Origin of the sequence: Nocardiopsis alkaliphila YIM 80379, from assembly GCF_000341005.1 — a bacterium.
Taxonomy (GTDB): Bacteria; Actinomycetota; Actinomycetes; order Streptosporangiales; family Streptosporangiaceae; genus Nocardiopsis; species Nocardiopsis alkaliphila.
In genome coordinates this window covers 52,721-72,242 of sequence record NZ_ANBD01000124.1, presented here as the reverse complement: position 1 = coordinate 72,242, position 19,522 = coordinate 52,721, and the positions used below count along the sequence as shown (strand labels likewise).

Genomic DNA, 19,522 nt, shown 5'->3' with positions numbered 1-19,522 from the left:
CGGAACACCGTCGTCAGTTCTGGATGACCTCGCGCAACTGCGAACGCAGCTGCGGCGTGAGCACGTGGGCGACGTTGTCCACGAGCTTGGCCATCTGGAAACCGACGATCTTCAGTTCCGTACCGGGGGCGGTGAGCACCGCCATGCAGGAACCGTCACTGATGGCCATGATGAAGAGGTGGCCGTGGTTGAAACGTACGAGCAGCTGCTCGCACTCGCCACGCTGGAACATGTTGGCCCCCCCCCACCGCCAGGCTGTGCAGACCACTGGCGATCGCCGCGAGCTGCTCGGCGTGCTCCTCGGGAAAGTCACTGGAGTGGGTCAGGACCAGGCCGTCGGAGGAGACCACCACGGCGTGCTCGACACCGCGCACGTCCCGGACGAACCGGTCGATGAGCCAGGAGAAGTTCTCGACGCTGTCGTTGTTGGGTTCAGTCATGCTTGTGCTCTACCTGCCTCGGCCGAAATTCGTGTTCGCTGGGGGTTTTCGCTGAGGTTCGGGGGTCCGACCCTGAGCGTCGTCTTTTCCGGTGGACGTCATTCCTTGTCACCCTCGAGGTCCTCGCCTTCGAGCGCGGCGCGTTCCCCGTCGAGGAAGTCCCCGATCTCGTCACGGATCTGCTCGGCGCGAGCCTCTCCGGTGAGTCGCGGTGGAGTGTCCTCGCGTTTGGGTGGCGGGGTGTCGGAGAGCGCACCTGGGTTGCGCACCATCCGCAGCGGCGAACCATGCGGGGTGGCGCTACGTCGAGGCAACCCCGCCGCCGTGACCGCGGAGGAACCGCCCTTGGGCTGCTCCACGCCGCCGAGGCCCTTGCCGGCGTTGCCGTTGATGGACTGCGTCGAGGTCGGTCCGGTCGGTGTCACGGGCGCGCTCACGCTGGAGATCGTGGAGATACGGTTCTGGCCGGGCTGCTTGGGAGTGGCCACCCGCAGGAGTTCCTTGGGGATGATCGTGTAGGCGCTGATCCCCCGGAAGGAACGGGCCTCCAAGCGGGTCTCCAGGCCGTGCTTGCGCGCGATCCGACCGGCCACGTACAGGCCCATGTGCTTGGGCACGTTGTCGTCCAGGACCGGTTCGCGGCTCAACCGACCGTTGAGTTCGGCCAACTGGGCCTCGGGGATGCCCACACCCTCGTCCTCGACGATGATCATCAGGCGCCCGTCGTTCAGTTCTTGGGCGCTGATCACCACCTGGGAATGCTCGGGCGAGTTGGCGGTGGCGTTGTCCAACAGTTCGGCGAGTAGGTGGCTGATGTCGTCGGCGGCCAGACCGGTGATGGAGCTCTGCGGGATCTTGCCCAGACTGACCCTGGGATAGTCCTTGATCTCCGAGGTGGCGGCGCGGGTGACGTCGAGCAACGGGACGATCTCGTCGTGGGCGTCGGACTCTCCGCCATCGTGCCCGGTCAGTACCAGGAGGTTCTCCCCGTTGCGCCGCATACGGGTCGCGAAGTTGTCGATCTGGAAGAGCTTGTCGAGCAGATCGGGATCCTGGGCTTCGGTCTCCAGTTCCTCAACCATCTCCAGCAGGGCATCGACCAGGGACAGGTCGCGCATGGCCAGGCCGGCCAGCGCTTCGTTGAGCAGGTCGCCCTGGGTGCTGCGCGGAGTCTCGAAGACGGTTTCGGAGGCCTTCGGGCCGGCCGTGTCGGTGGCCGGTTCCTCCTCGGTGACCGGAACGGACTCCTCCACCTGTGGAGTCTCGGTGGCGGCTTCTGCGGCTTCGCCCGCTTCGGAGGCGGGCTCGGGGGCCTCCGATTCCGGATCGGAGCGGGTGAGCTCCTTGTTCGTTCGCACCTCCTCGGAGGTGGTCGTCTCGGCACGTTCGGCGAACAGGGTGGCGACCGATTCGGCCGAGATCACCTGTGGCTGCTGTCCGGCGGCGAGCACGATGACGTGCTGGACGGGCTGGCCGTAGGAGGGGAACTGCTGGCCCGAGTAGATCACGGGCTGCCCCGGAAGGACGTAGCCGGGCGGTTGGTAGGGCGCCGGGTAGGCGCTCTGGTAGGAGACCATCGGCTGCGGATAGGGGGCCGGCTGCGGCATCGGGTAGTGCGGCATGCCCGGATGGTCGACCCTCGGGTAGCCCTGATAGCCCTGCGGGTGGCCATGCGGCGCGTACCCCTCGTGGGGCGGCCGTTGGTAGGGGCCACCGGGTTCGTGGTGCCCTGGGTGGCCCTGGTACCCGTACTGGCCCGGATGACCCTGGTATCCGTACGGTGCCTGACCTTGGCCCGGGGCCTGGGGGTCGGACGCCTGCCGGGGAGTCTCCTGGGGCGGGGGCCCACCAAAGGGCTGCGGAGGGTGGGCGTAGGGATCTCGACCGACCGTGGGAGCCTGTGGTGGCCGATGGTTCGGGGGAGTCTGCGAGGACCATTGGTCAGGGGACGCCGGGCCGGTGTACGGCGGCACGTGATGTCCCTGGTTCCGGTCGGCCTCGGGCCGCTGCTCGGGCATGGAGGCCTCCTGGGACCTTTGGGCCTGCGACCCGTGGGGGTGGGTCTCGGCGGGGGCCTGGCCGTGGACGCCCGGGCCCGGTTCCGGTCGGGGCCGCTCCTGTGGGGCGGTGCGTTGTTCGACCGCTTCCGGGACGGGTGGCGCCACGGGGGCCGAGGGCCGCTCCGTGCGCTCGGATGAGGCGGGGTTGTCGGTCATGGTGTCCGTTGTGGCGAGGGCGGGCTTACTGCGCGGCTCGGGCTCGTCGAGGCCGACACCGCGCCACTGAGCGACCGGTTCGGCTCCGGTGTCGACGTCGTCGACCTCGGTCCTTTTGGTCGTATAGGGATTGGGGACGCTCACCCGGGAAGCGGGACGGTACCCGCTCTCGGCGGGCGCGGAGAACGGTCCGGTGGGCGGCTCCGACGCGGGTGTGGCCTCGCCGTCCGACGTGGGATCGGGGTTGTGCGAGTGCGAATGCACGGGCTTATGCACGGGATGTCCTCGCTGGGTCTCCGGTGACGGGGGTTCCTGGGACTTGACCATTCGGGCGATGGCTCGGCGGAACCGTCCTTCACGCCTGGTTCCACGCCCACCCTCCGTCGACATCATCTTGGCCAGGGGTCGATCATCGCGTTCGCGCGGTGACTGCTCCTGCGCCACAATCTCGTCTCCTCGAATCAGGTGGGCGGATCGGCGGTGGTCCCGCACCACCACCCTGACCAGGGAGGAAGCCGCTATGGGGACCGCGATCGGTTCCCTGGACGGCCAGACGTTCCGATCGCCGGGGGAACGCCTCGACGGTCACGGTGGCAACGAGGAAGCAAGAGGTCCGGCACCAGACGAGGTGCCCGACCCCCGTTCCGGAGGACGAGTGCGCTCACTTCGCACAATTCCTGTTCTTCCACCGGGAACCGTCGTTCGGTTCGACAGACTAACAAAGTACGCCCTGGTTGACAGAAGAATCGAAGAAGCTCCCGGAATAATCCTCCAGAAACGCTCGTGACGTGCGAAAACGGAAGAGAAATGAATTTCTGATCAAGATCTTTTTGCGTACTTACATGCTAGTTGTCCGATTTTTGCCAGGGGTCACCGGTCTGTGACCGATCGCACGCCGCCCGCCCCGAAGGCTCGGGCGCCAGGCCCCGGTGCCGCAGCGATCGATCCTCGGACGGCGCGGAGCGGATGGGTGACGGGCTCGGCGATGGAGACGGGATCGCGGCACGGCCGGGGTCGCGGGTCGGCCTCGCTCTCGTCTTCATCGGCGAGGGGATCGAAATTCCGGTCTTCCGGTTCACCCCTCGACCGACCGGTTATCGTTGTGGTCGCCCCGCGGGCATCGCGCGAACGAGCACGCACCCGCTCCGGGTTCGGACATCGGCGCGATTCTTCGTGTGAAGGGATCACCGCCCGCCGTAAATCCCTCGAAGGCTCACAAGGGGGCGCATTCGCGTCGGCGCACGCCCCCAAGGCCACACCTCTTTCGAGTTCACCCAGGTCCTCGGTGTGGGGTGCCCGTCCCTTTTGGAGACCAAGGAGCAGAGAGCGATGGAGAAAGGGCCACCGCGAACGCGGAGGGGAACACCCGTGGAGACGGGCCGGAAGCGAACGTGAGGACCTTCTTGATTCACCCCGAGCGCGCATAAATGGACGTTATCTAAACAACTCCACCAAAGACCGTAATCTTCACTTTTTGCGCACATCGGTGGGGCGGGTGTCGGTCGACGCCCGCCCCACCGGTCACCGCTCAGCCGATCATTCGACCGGGCGCAGTTCGCCCTTCATCAGCGCCAGGATCACGTGGTTGTCCTGGTACTGCTCGTTCTGGGAACCCGGGGCGTCCTCTTGGGGGAACTCCTCGACCCGGACCCCCTCGACCACCGGAGACAGGTACTTGTACGTCCACAGCGGGACGCGGGGCAGTAGCTCGTTGAAGACGATCGCCATCGTCTTCAGTGCCTCCAGCTGCTCTTCCTCACTCTGGGCACGCTGCGCGGTCTCCACCAACTCGGCCAGGTCCACTTCGCCTTGAGAAGGACTCTCCACGTTCAGGTCGAAGGACTGCCCCGGAGAGTCCTCGGTGCCGGCGTTCTCGGTCAAGAAGTTCATTTGGAACGCACCCCAGTGGTCGGGCTGTTCCGGGTTGCCCCAGTGACGGACCGCGACCTCGAAGTCACCGGCACCCCAGATGCCCCACGGGTTGTCCTCCGGAACGTTACGGGCCTCGGTCTTGATCCCGAAATCGTTCCAGGCCTCCTCCACCTGGGTGGCGGTCAGTTCGAAGTCACCCCAGCCGGAGACACCGATGACCTCGAAACTCGCCTCCTCACCGTCCGGCAGATACCACTTGCCGTCCTTCAGGGTCCAGCCGGCGTCCTCCAGCAGCTCCTTGGCCTTGTCCTGGTCCTGGTCGTAGTTCTCGAACTCGGCGAGCTCCTGCGCGGTGAAGATCTCCTCCGCCTGGATGTCGGCCAGACCCGCGTAGTGCTCGACCCGGCTGTAGGCCTCACCACGGGCGACCTGACCGATCTGGTCACCATCCAGGACGTAGGCCAGGGCCTTGCGCACCCGCACGTCCTTCAGCTCGGGCTTGGCGGCGTAGTTGAACATGATGCCCGCGCCCGCGTAGCCGGCGTGCTCGATCCAGCGGAAGCCCTCCACCCCCTGGAACGCCTGCTGGTCGGCGGCGGAGGGGGCCATGGTCGAGTAGTCGACTTCGCCCTGTTGAACCAGCAGGGCCGACTGGCGATTGTCGCCCTTGTGCACCACGACCTCGTCGAACAGGACCGTGTCGGCCAGATAGCCGTGTTCGTTCTTGACCAGGGTGATGCGCGCGTCCGAGATCTGGGCGTCGTCGAACTTGTAGGGGCCGCTGGCGATGATCGAGTCCGGATTGAACTCGATGAACTCGGCGTTCCACTCGCCGTGCTCGTCGTCGCCCTGACGGACACCATCGTTGACCATCTTCAGGGCACGCTCACCGAAGCCCTCGTAGGTGATCTTGGAGACGATGCGGTGTTTGAGGATGCTGCGCTCGATGTTGGGGAAGACGTCATCGAAGCCCAGACGCACGCTCTGGGCGTCGAGCTTTTCCAGGTCCTTCACCTGCGGGAAACCCAAGCCCCACGGCGGAGCCTCCAAGACCCGCATCGCGTAGCTGCGGATCATGTCGTCGGCGTCCAAGCCGGTGCCGTCACTCCACTCCAGGCCCGACTTCAGCGAGACGATGAGATTGTTCCCGTCCCACTCGTGCCCCTCCAAGAGGAGGTACTCCCATTCGTGTGTGCCCCAGTCGAACATGGCGCCGGTGCACATGAACAGGTCCTTGTAGACCGAGTTCATCAGCAGGGCGCCGTCCTCCACGTGCACGTTCTTGGTCTGGGCGTCGATGTCGAAGTCGTGGACCCCGACGAAGCGGGTGGTCTCCTCCGACCCGGAGTCGGCACCGGAGCAGGCCGACAGCACTCCGGCGCCGGCGGCCCCGGCCGCTCCGAAACCGACGGCCCTGAGCAGACGGCGTCTGCTCAGATCCTGCTGGAACGCGTTACGAAGGGGGTTGGAGGTCATTCTTGACGCTTCCTTTCCAAGAGGAGGGCGATCAGACCGAGGACGAGGACGGCCAGGCCGACACCGATGGTGAGGACGCTGATGACGAACTCGGCTGTGCCGGGGGACGTGAACACGGTCATGAGGGTGCAGGCCATGAGAAGGAAGACTCCGACGAAGACGCCGAAGCGCCCGAGGAGGAGCAGCAAGACCGCCTCACCTCCGGGTGGCCACGTGGCAGGCGAGCAGCCGGTCGTGGCCGCGCACCAGCGGGGGGCGTACGGAATCGCAGTCACCCTCCTCGTAGAGCGGGCAACGTGGGTGGAAGTCGCAGCCCGAGGGCAGATCGGTGAGGTCGGGGATGTCGGCGCCACGCAGCCGTACCCGTTCCTTCCGGACCAGGTCGGGGTCGGGTTCGCACACGGCGGAGATGAGCGCCTTGGTGTAGGGGTGTCGTGGGTCGTTGATCACCCGGGGGGCGGTGCCCCGTTCCACGACCTTGCCCAGGTACATGACGGCGATCTCGCCCTGCCAGGCGAAGTACTTGGCCACGGCGAGGTCATGGGTGATGAACAGGAAGCCGACACCGAGTTCGTCGCGGAGCCTGCCGAGGGTGTTGAGGAGACTGACCCGGATGGACACGTCCAGCATGGAGGTGGACTCGTCGGCGATGATCACCTCGGGATTCATCGCCAGGGCTCGGGCGATGGCGACGCGTTGGCGCTGTCCCCCGGACATCTGGTGCGGGTACTTGTCGAGGTGGTCCTCGGCCGGGACGAGGTCGACGCGTTCGAGGAGTTCGGTGGTGACACGCCTGGCCTCGGCGTGGCTCGCGACCAGCTTGTGGCGGCGCAGACCGGCGGAGACCGTGGAGTAGACGGTGCGGACCGGGTTGAGGGAGGCGTAGGGGTCCTGATGGATGTACTGGACCGAGCGGCGGAAGGCGGCCCGTTCGGTTCGGTCCATCTCCGCGACGTCCTTACCTCGAAAGAGCACGGAACCGGCCGTGGGTTCGGTCAGGGCGGCGGCCATGCGCGCGGTGGTGGTCTTGCCGCAACCGGACTCGCCCACCAGACACAGCACTTGCCCGGGGCGGACCTCCAGGTCGACCCCGGCCACGGCGGGTACGTCCCCTCGTGGGGTCTTGAAGGTCTGTCGGAGGCCTTTGAGGGTGAGCACGGGCGGCTCCGCGCGGTGGTGAGCGGCGGTGTCCGCTCGGTGGGCGAGCCCGGCCGCCTCGTTGGAGTCGATGGTGTGGTCGATCATCGAGGGGCCCCCTCGGCGTGGAGTTCGGAGTCGGTGGAGCGCAGGCAGGCCGCGGTGTGGCTCAGCCCTCGGTCACGGGGGGTGAGCACGTCCAGGGCGGGACGGGTGGTGGCGCAGTCGGTGAGGGCGTGCGCGCAGCGAGGAGCGAAGGGACAACCTTCGGGCAGGGTGTGGAGGCCGGGTGGCCCTCCGGGGAGCGGTGTGGGCACGCGCAGATCGCCCACGACCGGGAGCACGGAGTCGATCAGCGCCGAGGTGTAGGGGTGCCGCGCACGGTGGAAGATGTCGCGGGTGGTGCCGGTCTCGATGAGCCGCCCCGCGTACATGGTTCCCACGCGATCGGCGAGTTCGGCGGCCAGGCCCAGGTCGTGGGTGATGAAGAGCATCGAGAAGCTCAACTGCTCGCGCAGTTCGGTCAGGCGTTCCACGATGGAGCGTTGGGTGAGCAGGTCCAGGGCGGTGGTGGGCTCGTCGAGGATCAGCAACTGAGGCTTCAGGGCCAGGGCCAGGGCGATGAGGCTGCGCTGGCGCATACCGCCGGAGAGTTCGTGTGGGAAGGCGGTCAAGACCCTGGCGGGGTCGAGCCTGACCATCTCCAGGAGTTCGGCGGAGTGTTCGAGGATCTCCTTGCGGGAGCGCCTGCGCCCGTTCTCGTGGGCGCGGAAGGTATCGAGGAAGTGGTCCTGGACGCGCAGCACCGGGTTGAAGGCGTTCATGGCGCCCTGAAAGACCATGGCCGCCTCGTTCCAGCGGAAGCGGCGCAGCTCCTCCTTCTCCAGGGTGCGAACGTCGACGCGGACACCGTCCTTGCGCCGGAAGAGGATCTGCCCCCGGGGGATGACGCCGGTGCGTGGAAGCAGGCGGAGCAGGCCCAGACCCAGGGTGGTCTTGCCGCAGCCGGACTCACCGACCAGGGCCATGGACTGGCCGGGGTGGAGGTCGAAGGAGACCTCGTGTGCGGCGATGACGTGGCTCTTTCGTCCGGTCCGGTAGCCGACGTCGATGCCGCGTACGGACAATAGGGCACCGTCGTCGGTGTCCGGGGTGGCGGGGAGGTCGTTCACGGGGCTCACCTGTCCCGGAGTCGTGGGTTGAGGGCCTGTTCCAGGGAGCGGGTCATGGTGACCAGCCCGATCTGGAAGAGCATGATCATGACCATGGGGGCGATGAGGAAGGGTGCGGCCTGGGGAAGCAGGAAGGCGTTGTTGTCCCAGGCCTGTTGGATCATCAGGCCCCAGTTGTCGGCGGTGCTGGGCAGCAGGCCGAGCAGGTACATGCCGACGACGGCGTAGATCGCGTTGGTGATGGCGATGATGAAGTTGATGAAGATGTAGCCCGCCATGTTGGGCAGGACTTCGACGAAGAGGATGCGCGCGGTGCCCAGGTCCTGTAGACGCGCGGCCTCGATGAACTCGCGTTCCTTGAGGCTGAGTACCTGGGCGCGGATCGATCTCATCAGGAACGGCCAGGTGACCAGGCCGATGATGAAGGAGACGACCAGCGGCGAGGAGGTTCGGTAGAAGGAGGCGATGACCAGCATCAGCACGATGAACGGGATGGTCATCGTGATGTCGGTGAGCTGGAGGAGGAAGTGGTCGATCCGGCCCCGGACGTAGCCGGCGACGGCGCCGAGGACGACGGCGATGGCGACGGTGATGAGGGCGGCCACGAAGCCGACCCAAATGGGTTCGCGTCCACCGAGGACGAGCTGGGTGAAGGTGTCCTTGCCCTGGTGGTTGGTACCGAGCCAGTGTTCGGCGCTGGGCGCCCCCCAGATCTTGGTGACGTCGGTGGGGTTGTGGGTGTCGATGAGCAGCGGACCGACGAAGGAGAAGAACAGGACGCCCAGGACCAGACAGAGTCCGATGAAACCGCTGGTGCTGCGGGTGATGCCCTGCCAGATGGTGCCCCAGACGCCGGCGGCGGGTGCGGTGGTGGTGACCATGGCTTGTCGTCCCTGTTACTTCTGGATGCGTGGGTCGAGCCTGCTGTAGAGCAGGTCGGAGACGAGGTTGGCGATCACCACGCACGAGGTGATGATGATCAGCAGACCTTGGAGGAGCGGGTAGTCGCGGTAGTTGACCGCGTCCAAGAGCAGGCCGCCCACGCCCTTGTAGACCAGGACCTGTTCCACGAAGATCGCGCCTCCGACGAGGGTGCCGAAGGAGATGGCGATCTGGGCGACCAGGGGTAGGACGGCGTTGCGGCCGACGTAGGCGGTGGCGATGCGCCGGTCGCGTAGGCCGCGGGCCCGGGCGACGGTCACGTAGTCCTCCCCCAGGACCTCGGTGGTGGAGGCCTTCATGACGAGCATCCAGGTGCCGATGATGGCGAGGACGTAGGTGATGATCGGTAGGGCCGCGTGGTAGAAGGCGTCGCCGATGAAGGTGAGTGTGAATCCGCTCTCGACGCCGGGGCTGAGGGTTCCGCGTAGTTCGATCGGGTTGAACCAGCCCAGGTACATACCACCGCCGACGACCAGGAGCATGGCGATGAGGTAGTTGGGGATGGCGCCCAGGACCGAGGCCAGGACGCTGAGCACGTGGTCGATGGCCTTGTTGCGCCGGTAGGCCATGATCATGCCCAAGGTCAGGCCGAGGGTGATGGCGATGAGGGTGCCCACGCCGATGCTGAAGAGGGTCCAGGGCAGGTAGGCGCCGATAGCCTCGGTGACGCTGAGCCCGGGGCGGTTGATGGTGCTGCCGAGGTCGAGGGTGACCAGGCCGACGAAGAAGTCCCACCACTGTTGGTACAAAGGCGCGTCGACGTCGTAGGCGAGCGAGTTCATCGCGATGGCGCGTGCTTCGTTCATCGACATGCCGCCTTGGGTGAGGCGACCGGCCATGACGTCGATCGGGTCACCCGGCATCGCACGGCCCAGGAAGAACGTCACGTTGGCCACCACGAAGACCACGAAGACGGCCTTACGGACCTTGACGAAGACGTAGTCGTTCCAGAACCGTCGTGGGAGGGAGAACGACGTGCCGGGGGCAAGGGGCCCGGTATCACCGGTGTCCGGTGGTGGGACGGCCGCGAGTTCGGTGGCCACGAGGCTCCTTCGAGCAGGGGGTACGGCGGGGCGAGGACGCCACTTTTTCTATTAGGAAAGTTTCCTAATAGAAGGTCACCGTAACCCCATCCCTGTGGCCCACACCACCCCCGTGACCAAACGGCGTCTTTTGTGCGACCTGATCGGCATCACAAATCGAACATTCAGCAACAAACCACCCCACAACTCGCGGAAGGAGGGGGCGCCCGCCCAAAGGTCGGGGGACACCTCGTAGCTTTTGGGGCATTGGTCGTACTCGTGTACCTCGTACCGTTATCGCGCAGACGCACCCGCGTTCGTCACCGGCGAGCCCGGTCCACCGGTGACGGACGGGCCGGCAAGGGAAACCCGCGCTCCAGCACGTACCGTCATCCGCGAGACCTCGACCGGTTCAGTCACCGGTCTCGCCCTGTCCCTGGCCACGGCCGACTCCGTCGCCACTGTCCCCGCCGACACCGACATCGCCTACCCGGGTGGCCCGGCCATGGCCAAGTCCTTGGAGGGGTCTTGGGTCACGGTCACCGATGACGGTGGCCACGGGTTCCACGCGAGGCCCGGCCAGAAGGGCCTCGGCTCACCCTTGCCGTGTGCGGACGAGGCGGTGGACGCCCACCGCGTGGACGGCGCGGACCCACCAGACCTGGAGCGCGCGGATCCGCCCCGCCCGGACGTGGCCTCTCAGCAGCCCGAAACGGAGGAGTTGATCGGGTTGTTCCAACGCTTCGAGGAGTTCGATGAGACGAGCCGGTCCGCCCCGGGCCCTCGGGTATCACCGGCCCCGGACCGCTCCTCACGCCGAAGCGGCCCGTACCGTCATCCGACGGTACGGGCCGCTTCGGTGCCCTCGATTCCGTGGAGTTCCTCCAGGCCCGGTCCACAAGGCCGAACCAAGGGTCAGATCCCGGAATCCTCCAGGGTTCCGGTGGTCTGTTCGGTCGCTTGGCCGACCAGACAGAGGTAGCCGCGATCCCCCTGGGCCCACCCCTCCTCCGTGGCGAAGAGGGTGGAGACCACCAAGGACGAATCCTCTTGGGCGACCCCGACGAAGTCCTCGAAGGCCTCATCGCAGCCCTCGTCGACCATGTCCATCACCTCGGCCTCACCCGGGTAGGCACCGGACTCCTCCAGGACCCCCTCGTAGTAGACCTCCAGGTCGTGGGGTTCCGCGCAGTCGATCTTGGGCACGGTGCTGACCATGTCGTCCTCATCGGCCGTCCACTCGTTGATGCAGTCGCCCTCGCGCAAGACGAGGACGTCCTGGTCCTCGGGGCCCAGGCCTTCGGGTTCCTCGGTTTCCAGGGGTACGGGCTCCTCGCTCTCCGTTTCCTCGACCTCGATCGGTTCGGGGCTCGAAGAGGGCTCCTCCCCGGCGTCCTGGAAGGCCGGGGGGAGGATCGGTAGCCCGCAGGCCGACAGGGACAAAGCGGCCCCGGCGGCCAGGGTCCCCAGGGACACACGAGCGAAGAGGGACCGGCGCGCTTGGGACAGCATGGGTACTCCACGGGATCGTCTTTCGGGCACCGACCTCGGATGGTCGCCGCCATCTATATCGATGCGCCGAAAGCCGAAGAGGTTCCACCCGAACAGGTGGTTCGTGCCTTTTTCTCCCAGGTGGCCGCTAGCGGGCCACACCCTGGAGGCTGCCGGTTACCGGTTCCATGGACACGGCGTAGCAGAGGATCTCCCGGTCACCGAGTGCCCAGCCCTGCTCCATCGGAGTGAGGAAGGAGGCATAGATCTCGGACTCGTTCCATTCGACCCCGATGAATTCGGTGAAGGCCTCACCCTCACAGAGTTCCTCTGCCTGAGCCCACAGTTCGTCCTGACCGGGGTAGTCGCCGTCGGGAAGGATCTCGCTGTGGAAGAACTCGGAGTCGTGCGATTCCGCACAGTCGACCAGCGGAATGTCGTTGACCTCGGTGTCGGACATGGCCGTTTCCATCTCGGACTCGGTGAAGCAGTCACCGACCTGGAGTTCCATGACGTTACCGGTGCCCAGGAAGGACTGGACCAGGCCACAAGCGGACAGGGCGACGGCGGCGCCCGCGGAGAGCACCGCGAGACAGGTGTTGCGAACGATGGGGGACGACGCGGACATGAGGGTCTCCGGTTGGGTCTAGGGAGGGAAGGCCGCACAAAATGCGACAAAAAGACAATTCACCAACAATGACCCCATGTCAATCCGATTCCCCTGGTCACGGAGCCGGCAGAGGTAGGGACCGAACGTAGCCGCCGAGGGTGCGGTCAGGGGCGGGGTCGGTCGGGAACGAGAAAGGCCTCGGACGACGAGGATTCGTCGGCCGAGGCCTTCGTGATTGTGCGCCATCAGGGACTCGAACCCCGGACCCGCTGATTAAGAGTCAGCTGCTCTGACCAACTGAGCTAATGGCGCCGGTTCCCCGTGAAGGCCTTGGGGCTCCTCACGGCGACATGGACAACTCTACCGGAACTCCAGAGCGGCTTGCGCCGTTCACGGCTTCTTCGGACGGGGTTGTGCGCCAGGCCACCCCGATCACTCTCGAGCGCCTCAGTACGCCTGAACACCCTTACCGACGATGAAGGCCTCGGACGACGAGGATTCGTCGGCCGAGGCCTTCGCTGCTGTGCGTCATCAGGGACTCGAACCCCGGACCCGCTGATTAAGAGTCAGCTGCTCTGACCAACTGAGCTAATGACGCCGGCTCCGCGCCGAAACCCTGCGGCTCTTCGCGGCAACGGAGTCAACTCTAGCAGGAGCACGGGGTGGTCGCGAACCACTCGCGGAGCCGGTCGGAGTCGGCCCCGTCACATCGCGGCGTCCTCCTAGGAGAAGGCCATGATCAGGGCGACGACGACCCCGATGGCCAGCACGAGACCCAGACCGGCCAGCACCAGCGGCAGGATCGGGCGGCGCGGAGCCTCTTCGGGTTCGGGATTGTCGTCGACGAAGCGGCGGAAGTGCTGTGTGGTCCCCGCCGGGTCGAGGTTGGGATCGTTGTTCTGCGTCATGAGGTCGACACTAGCGACTCATCGGAGCGCTGAGCACCCCTCAGTGAAGAATCGTTCGATCTCACAACCGTTTGTTGGCCAAACCCGAACTCACGCCTTCCATGGGATCGACCTCCTCGCCTGTCCGTTCCCCCCTTCGTCCTTCCTGAAAACCGAACGTAAGAACGGTGCTTCAGACTCGGTGCGGGCGCCGGAGCCCGGTCGGTACTTCCCTGCGGCCGTGCCCGCGCTCAGGGCCCGGCGCATGGAACCGCGATCACCGGGTCGTGGACGAAGCACCCTGTGCCGGGTCCGCTCGCTCTTCAAGCTCACCGATATGCCTTCTGAGCTGGCCTCTCTCCACATGGGCAGGGATACTTGCCGCACGGCCCGTCCCTTGAAATCCTTGAATCTCCCGGTTTTTCCCGTCAGTGCGTTGACTCTGCACCACGACCGAAAGAAACTTTCCTCCATGGCGCAAATTCCGAAGTCGTCTGGCGAGACCTCCAGCCCGAGCGAGGCCTCCGCGTCACCGGCGCCCAATACGGTGCTGCGGATCCGCTCCCTGCTCCCGTCACTCGCCCCCGCCGAACAGCGCGTGGCCCAGCGGGTCATCGACGACCCCGAACGCGCTGCGGCCTCCTCCATCACCCAGCTCGCCAAGGACTGCGCCACCTCCGAGGCCACGGTCATCCGCTTCTGCCGGACCATCGACTTCACCGGTTATCGCGAACTGCGTCTGGCGTTGGCCACCGAAGCCGGTCAGGCCCGTGGCGCCCGCACCAACACCACCGAGCTGGCCAGCGACATCAACCCCGACGACACCCTCCTCACCGTCGTTCAGAAGATCGCCTACACCGACGCACGCGCCGTCGAGGAAACCGGCGCCGCCATGGACGTGGAGGTACTGCGCGAGGTCATCGACGCCATGGCCAACGCCCGGCGCGTCGACGTCTATGGGGTGGGCGCGAGCGCGTTCGTCGGCGCCGACCTCCAGCAGAAGCTGCACCGGATCGGACTGACCTCCTTCGCCTGGTCGGACGCGCACGTGATGCTGACCAGCGCCGCTCTGTTGGGAGAAGGGGACGTGGCGATCGGCATCTCGCACAGCGGCACCACCATCGATACCGTCCAGGCGTTGACCGAGGCGGGGCGCCAGGGCGCCAAGACCGTGGCGATCACCAACTTCCCCCGATCACCCATCGGTTTCGCCGACCACGTCCTGACCACCGCGGCGCGCGAGACCACGTTCCGCTCGGGCGCCACCGCCTCCCGGTTGGCCCAACTGACCGTGGTGGACTGTCTGTTCGTCGGCTTGGCCCAGATCCGTTACACCGACAGCCGAAGCGCCTTGGAGAACACCTACGAGGCGGTGCGAGGTCTGCGACTGCACGACGATCGTCGACGTCGTCGATCCGAGAAACCGGCCAAGAACGTCACCGGCGGTGGAACCGACCGTGGTGACCACAGCAGCACCGACAGCAGCAAGGGAAACGACGACTGACCGCTACCCGCGTCGCTCTCGTTCCGTGCTCCGGTCGCGCCGGGCCCGGTCCTCGACGCGGCCGGTATGGAAGGACACGCACGGGTGCGGAGTGAACAGGAGAGCGCAGTGTACGGCAGTGATGGAGGACGAAGGGGCGGAACGGACGATGGCGAGGCCGTGATCGTGCGGTCTCCCACCGAGGCCCGCAACTCGGGCACCTACGACATCGACCTGCTCCCGGCCCTGGACATCCTGCGCCAGATCAACGCCGAGGACACCACGGTCACGGCGGCCGTGGCCGCGGTCCTGCCCGACCTGGCCAAGGCCGTGGAGATGGGGGTGGCGGCCTTGGAGGCGGGCGCCGGCATCCACTACTTCGGAGCGGGCACCTCGGGGCGGATCGCCGCCCAGGACGCCGCGGAGCTACCACCCACCTACGGGATCCCTTCGGAGTGGGTCGTGGCCCACCACGCGGGTGGCGGTGATGCTCTGTCCAAGGCATTGGAAGGGGTCGAGGACGACTGGGAGGCCGGTCGTGCCGACGCCGCCGAGGTGCCCGAGGGCGCCCTGGTGATCGGTCTGGCCGCCAGCGGACGCACCCCCTACGTGGGCGGGGCACTGGAGGCGGCCCGAGAACGGTCGGCCTCCACCATGTTGATCAGCGCCAACCCCGACGCCCCGCTGGCCGCATCCGTCGACGTCCACGTCGGGGTGGCCACGGGTGCCGAGGTGATCGCCGGGTCGACCCGAATGAAGGCGGGCACCGCGCAGAAACTGCTGTTGAACGCCTTCTCCACCGCGGTGATGGTACGCATGGGCAGAACCTACTCGAACCTGATGGTGGGGGTGGACGCCACCAACGCCAAGCTGCGAGGACGCGTGGTGACGATCCTGATGGAGGCCACCGGGTCGAAGGAGGAGACCTGCGCGGAGGCGTTGACCGCGGCCGGGGGCGACACCCGAGTGGCGCTGGTGTCGCTGTTGGCCGAAGTGGACGCCGATCGGGCGGCTGAGGCATTGGACCGGGCCCGTGGGCGGGTGCGGGTGGCCCTGGCCGAACTGGATCCCGCCAACGGCTTGGGGTCGGGCTCCTAGGGCCTTGCCAGGGGGCGGCGGCCGTGGTCGACCACCGCCCCTGATCTCTCGGGCCCGGGTGCCCGAGGACTCGATCGTCCAGGATCGCGCCGATGGGGCCGAGCGGCGGCGCGCCCAGCGCCAACGGTTCACGACGCAAGCGTGACGGGCGAGACCCGCTCCCCCCGCTTCCGCGCCCGCACACCCGTTCTTCGGTCCTTGAGCGCCACGGAGGACCGGGGTGAACGGGGCCCGGCCCAGGCCGCCGAGGGGGCGATCGAATGGTCAGGGCCCCGAACCGGGGCGGGAACCGCCAAGGCGGCTCAGCGGCCTCCTCCGAAGAGGCGCCCGAACAATCCCTGCGGAGCCTGGGGGGCCTGTGGGGCCTGAGGTCGCTCCGGGGCGGGCTCGGGCTCGGGTTCGGGCTCCACTCCGACCAGGGCGCAGTACTCCTGGGCGTCCTCGGGCAGAGCCCACGCGGCCAAGGTCGCGGTGAACTCCTCGTCCTCCCAGGCGGAAGCGGGCAGCTCCGCGATGGCCCACAGAACCTTGAGGGTCTCCTCGTCGTACTCGGCCTGAACGTGCTCTTGGGGGGTGCGGTCCTTGGAGCGGGGGCCCAGGACGAGTTCCAGGCCGACTCCGGTGACCAGGGCCCGGGATTCCTCCTCTGTCTTGATCAGCCCGGGCAGGATGTCCAGGCGCAGTCGTCGGGCCCTGTCCCCGGCCCGACCCAGGGCAAGGAAACCCAGGACCTGTGGGGAGCGCCGACCACAGTGCGGCCAGGATTCGTTGAACAGTCCCTCGTAACCCATGGAGGTGCCGCCGCCGCGACCGATCCGCCGCAGGCCCTCCCTCGGGGTGTTCTCACCATGGATGAGCACCATGGACACCGAGGCGGCGAAGGAGTTGTACAGGTTGCCCCCGGCCATCTGGTGGGTGAGCCCGATGGTGGTGTCGATGTCGTGCGGGGTGGCGAGCAAACCGAGGGCGAACAGTTCGGCGGGCAGGGGCTCAAAGTGACCGATACCGCCGGTGGCGGCTTGTTCCATGGCCTCGCGCAGGCCGGTCGGGGCCTTGGGGGTGGGACGCAGGTCCTTGGCGAGGAGGAAGTGGGAAGCGCCGGTGATCTCCGAGACGATCCGCTCGGACTCATCGGGCAGGAACGCCAACAGGTAGCTCACCCACTCTCCAGCCCGGTCCATGCCGCCGCGGTTGGTGCCACCGTGCAACAGGGTGGCCAGGTCGGGCACACGGGCCAGGACGGCCTCGTAGGTGTCGAGTTCGGCTTGAAGGATCTCGGCACCCGCATCGGACTCCATGACCACGAGACGGTTGCGCATGCGGTGATACTGCTGCTCGTCGGGGGCCTCGTCCCGCCAGGTCCGGTACTGGGCGCGCACCTTCTCCACGTCGTTGGTGGAGGCCCAGGCCACCTCGTCGCGCCACTGGGCGAGGTCGCGGTGCTGGGGAAAGCGATCCTCCGCGTGCGCGCCGACCAGTTCCAGCAGGAGGCTGAGCGGACGCCACCGGCCCATGTCCGGAGTCGTGTCGGCGGTCGCGGCGTCGACCAAGTGGTCGACGACCTCGGGTGCGGCGCGGTGACCGGGCTCCGGGAACCGGATGATGTCGTGAAGGTCGGACAGCGCATCGTTGCTCTGGGTGACCCGTTCGAGGAGCTCGGGGATGCGCTCCCCACTCGGGGCGAGAGAGGCCCAGTCGACCTCGGGGGCGACGTCGTCGGCGGCGTTGTCGTGTGGTTCGTTTCCCGTCGTGGCGTTCATGCCTTGATTATCTCGGCTCCGGGCCGTGCTCGACGTAGGTGGTCTTCTCGACGCCTCCGCTCCCCCATTCCTCGCTCGTCAGCACCCTCGACGGCGTCGGTCCGGCGGCCGATGGCCCTTTCCCCGGCGCCCCCGTCTCCGGCGCTTACACGAGTTTCGACGAGCCGGGCCTGGAGGCTCCGTAGGTGGGATCGCGAGGTAGGAGCCATCACACCGTAGGTACCGAAGGTTCCTGGCTCCCAGGCGCCCGAACACGCCAAAGCGAAGCGGAGGCGCTAAAAGACACTGCGCCTAACCCTCTTGGGGGTCGGGGCGTCCGCTGTGGGCCGGTTCGGGGCGTAGGAGAGCGTCCTTGAGAGCCTTGACGGCGGCGGGGACCTCGCGCAGGTAACCGATCACCGTCGACCGCCTACGTGCGCCGAGGCTGGCGTCACCCACACCCAGGGCATCGATACCGGCGGCGCGGGCCAAGGCCACGGTTCGGGGCAGGTGAAAGGACTGGGTGACCATGGTGGCCGCGTCCACCCCGTACCGGTTCCTTACTCGAACACAGGTGTCCCAGGTGCGATAGCCGTACGGGTCGGCCTCGATCCGCTCGGCGGGGATTCCGTGTTCCACCAGGTAACGGGTCATGGTGTCGGTCTCGCGGTTGGACACCTCACGGTTGTCACCGGAGACCAGGATCCGGTCGACCCTTCCCTCGTCCATGAGGCGCACGGCCAGGTCCAGACGCCGAGCCAGCAGGGGTGAGGGCCCTTCGCTCCAGGCAGCGGCGCCCAAGACGACGGCCACGGGCCGGTGGGGGGCGTCGGTGATCTCCGGGCACCGCCCGAGGCAGGCCAGGCGCGTCCAAGCGTACGGCCCCAGGGCGAGGACCACGAGACCGATGGTCCCGATCCAGATTGGCAAATCCGCCGCCTTCCCGTGTCGGCCACGGCCGACGCCGCGGTGCCCCACCATCATGGCGCACGGCGGCGGAGGTCGAGTCAGGAGAAGAAGTTCCAGCTTCCGGCGCGCTTGTGACGCACCCGCAGGCCGCCGCCCTGGGCCGTTCCGGTGATGACGAAGTGGGTGGCGTCGGCCCGGCGGATGGAGTCGACGTCCGAACGCAGGCTGCCGAACCAGGAGGAGTCGACGTCGATCTCGGCGGTGCCGTCCTCTGGCAGGATCAGGTCGGCCGAGCCCCAAGAGGCGTCCAGCCAGACCTCGACCACCGGGGTGGAGATGCGTGCCTGGCGAAAGTCGAGTTTGATGGAACCGAAGCGGGCGTCCACCTCGATACGGTGCGGCACGGTCCATTCGCCCTTGCGGACCACCTGATCGCCTCTGCCCTTGAGCGCCAGCACCTGTCCGGCCGGAACGGCCGAGGGGGTCTGGTGCTGGGTGATGGCGGATCCTCCGGTGACACCGGAGGTGAGGCCTGCGGCACCGGCGGGCAGATCGGCGACGATGGGTTCGAGGTCCGCGTAGGTCTTGGCGGCGTAGACCGCGCTGATCCGCTCATCCAGCTCTTCGAGGTCCAGGCGTCCTTCCCCCGCGGCTTCACGCAGGATCTCCGAGACCTGGTCGCGTTCGGCGTCGGAGATGCGCATCCGACTCATGTCATTGGGACCCACGTGCTTCCTACCGCTCCTTCTGCCCGGTTTGTCAGACCCACGTTAGAGCATGTGGAGCGAGGAGGAAGGAATCCCACCGGAGGTAAGGGTCTGGGCACCCTCCCGCTTTGGGCGGGACGGAGGCTGGGTATCGCTTCTCTAGGGTGGTTGTGGACTCTGCCGGGGTAGGACGGACCCCGGCAGAGTCCTGAACCATGTGGGATTCCTTCCCAGGCTCCGTCCACGATCCCGCATCACAACCCCTACGCACAGAACGTGTCCACATGTGGCCATAGAGTGAGCATCGAGGGTCGGGCTCTC

Annotated in this window: 16 protein-coding genes, 2 tRNA genes and 1 pseudogene; 3 read left to right on the top strand and 16 right to left on the bottom strand. The window is 67.0% G+C overall.

What is annotated here, in order from left to right:
- Positions 1-13: 13 nt before the first annotated feature.
- The 8 genes and pseudogenes from D472_RS26850 to D472_RS0117585 form a co-directional block, all read right to left on the bottom strand.
- Positions 14-440, bottom strand: a pseudogene (locus D472_RS26850) (roadblock/LC7 domain-containing protein).
- Between the two features lie 98 nt (positions 441-538).
- Positions 539-2,932, bottom strand: coding sequence for a sensor histidine kinase (locus tag D472_RS0117620; protein WP_239642999.1), 2,394 nt, complete (start codon positions 2,930-2,932; stop codon positions 539-541).
- 1,260 nt (positions 2,933-4,192) lie between these two features.
- Positions 4,193-6,004, bottom strand: coding sequence for an ABC transporter substrate-binding protein (locus D472_RS0117610; RefSeq protein ID WP_017605789.1), 1,812 nt, complete (start codon positions 6,002-6,004; stop codon positions 4,193-4,195).
- A complete protein-coding gene (locus D472_RS0117605) occupies positions 6,001-6,192 on the bottom strand; it encodes a hypothetical protein (protein WP_017605788.1) in 192 nt (63 codons plus the stop codon). Before D472_RS0117605 ends, D472_RS0117610 begins: the two co-directional genes overlap by 4 nt.
- A 7-nt stretch (positions 6,193-6,199) precedes the next feature.
- Positions 6,200-7,249 carry an ABC transporter ATP-binding protein gene (locus tag D472_RS0117600; protein ID WP_017605787.1) on the bottom strand — a complete coding sequence of 350 codons (1,050 nt, stop codon included), beginning with the start codon at positions 7,247-7,249 and terminating at the stop codon, positions 6,200-6,202.
- On the bottom strand, positions 7,246-8,313 hold the full coding sequence (locus tag D472_RS0117595; protein WP_017605786.1) for an ABC transporter ATP-binding protein: 1,068 nt from the start codon (positions 8,311-8,313) through the stop codon (positions 7,246-7,248). Before D472_RS0117595 ends, D472_RS0117600 begins: the two co-directional genes overlap by 4 nt.
- A 5-nt stretch (positions 8,314-8,318) precedes the next feature.
- The gene (locus D472_RS0117590; RefSeq protein ID WP_017605785.1) at positions 8,319-9,194 is read right to left on the bottom strand and encodes an ABC transporter permease; all 876 of its coding nucleotides are present in this window, start codon (positions 9,192-9,194) and stop codon (positions 8,319-8,321) included.
- A 15-nt stretch (positions 9,195-9,209) separates the two neighbouring features.
- Complete coding sequence (locus tag D472_RS0117585; protein ID WP_017605784.1) at positions 9,210-10,298, bottom strand: ABC transporter permease; 1,089 nt, start codon at positions 10,296-10,298, stop codon at positions 9,210-9,212.
- A 322-nt stretch (positions 10,299-10,620) separates the two neighbouring features.
- Here D472_RS0117585 and D472_RS28240 point away from each other — a divergent pair, with 322 nt between their 5' ends.
- The gene (locus D472_RS28240; RefSeq protein ID WP_152447994.1) at positions 10,621-11,259 is read left to right on the top strand and encodes a hypothetical protein; all 639 of its coding nucleotides are present in this window, start codon (positions 10,621-10,623) and stop codon (positions 11,257-11,259) included.
- Here the strand turns inward: D472_RS28240 and D472_RS0117580 are convergent.
- The 5 genes from D472_RS0117580 to D472_RS0117560 all read right to left on the bottom strand — a co-directional run bounded on the left by D472_RS0117580 (position 11,193) and on the right by D472_RS0117560 (position 13,286).
- On the bottom strand, positions 11,193-11,789 hold the full coding sequence (locus D472_RS0117580; RefSeq protein WP_017605783.1) for a septum formation family protein: 597 nt from the start codon (positions 11,787-11,789) through the stop codon (positions 11,193-11,195). The two genes, D472_RS28240 and D472_RS0117580, sit on opposite strands and share 67 nt — an antisense overlap.
- A gap of 127 nt (positions 11,790-11,916) precedes the next feature.
- Positions 11,917-12,396 (bottom strand): septum formation family protein, encoded by a 480-nt coding sequence (locus tag D472_RS0117575; protein ID WP_017605782.1) that lies wholly within the window; start codon positions 12,394-12,396, stop codon positions 11,917-11,919.
- Between the two features lie 220 nt (positions 12,397-12,616).
- A tRNA-Lys gene (locus D472_RS0117570) sits at positions 12,617-12,690 on the bottom strand.
- Positions 12,691-12,902: 212 nt separating this feature from the next.
- Positions 12,903-12,976, bottom strand: a tRNA-Lys gene (locus tag D472_RS0117565).
- Positions 12,977-13,100: 124 nt separating this feature from the next.
- Positions 13,101-13,286 carry a hypothetical protein gene (locus D472_RS0117560; protein ID WP_017605781.1) on the bottom strand — a complete coding sequence of 62 codons (186 nt, stop codon included), beginning with the start codon at positions 13,284-13,286 and terminating at the stop codon, positions 13,101-13,103.
- A gap of 451 nt (positions 13,287-13,737) precedes the next feature.
- On the opposite strand from D472_RS0117560, the gene D472_RS0117555 reads away from it, so the two are divergent.
- Positions 13,738-14,769 carry a MurR/RpiR family transcriptional regulator gene (locus tag D472_RS0117555; RefSeq protein WP_051046019.1) on the top strand — a complete coding sequence of 344 codons (1,032 nt, stop codon included), beginning with the start codon at positions 13,738-13,740 and terminating at the stop codon, positions 14,767-14,769.
- Positions 14,770-14,853: 84 nt separating this feature from the next.
- Positions 14,854-15,846: an N-acetylmuramic acid 6-phosphate etherase gene (locus D472_RS0117550; RefSeq protein ID WP_017605779.1), complete on the top strand. Its 993-nt coding sequence runs from the start codon at positions 14,854-14,856 to the stop codon at positions 15,844-15,846.
- Between the two features lie 302 nt (positions 15,847-16,148).
- Here the strand turns inward: D472_RS0117550 and D472_RS0117545 are convergent, their stop codons facing one another.
- The 3 genes from D472_RS0117545 to D472_RS0117535 form a co-directional block, all read right to left on the bottom strand.
- Positions 16,149-17,606 (bottom strand): hypothetical protein, encoded by a 1,458-nt coding sequence (locus D472_RS0117545; RefSeq protein ID WP_017605778.1) that lies wholly within the window; start codon positions 17,604-17,606, stop codon positions 16,149-16,151.
- Between the two features lie 291 nt (positions 17,607-17,897).
- Entirely contained in the window at positions 17,898-18,515 is a 618-nt protein-coding gene (locus tag D472_RS0117540) for a SanA/YdcF family protein (protein WP_026117814.1), read from the bottom strand.
- Between the two features lie 77 nt (positions 18,516-18,592).
- Positions 18,593-19,222, bottom strand: a complete 630-nt coding sequence (locus D472_RS0117535; RefSeq protein WP_026117813.1) for a DUF1707 SHOCT-like domain-containing protein — start codon at positions 19,220-19,222, stop codon at positions 18,593-18,595.
- Positions 19,223-19,522: the final 300 nt, after the last annotated feature.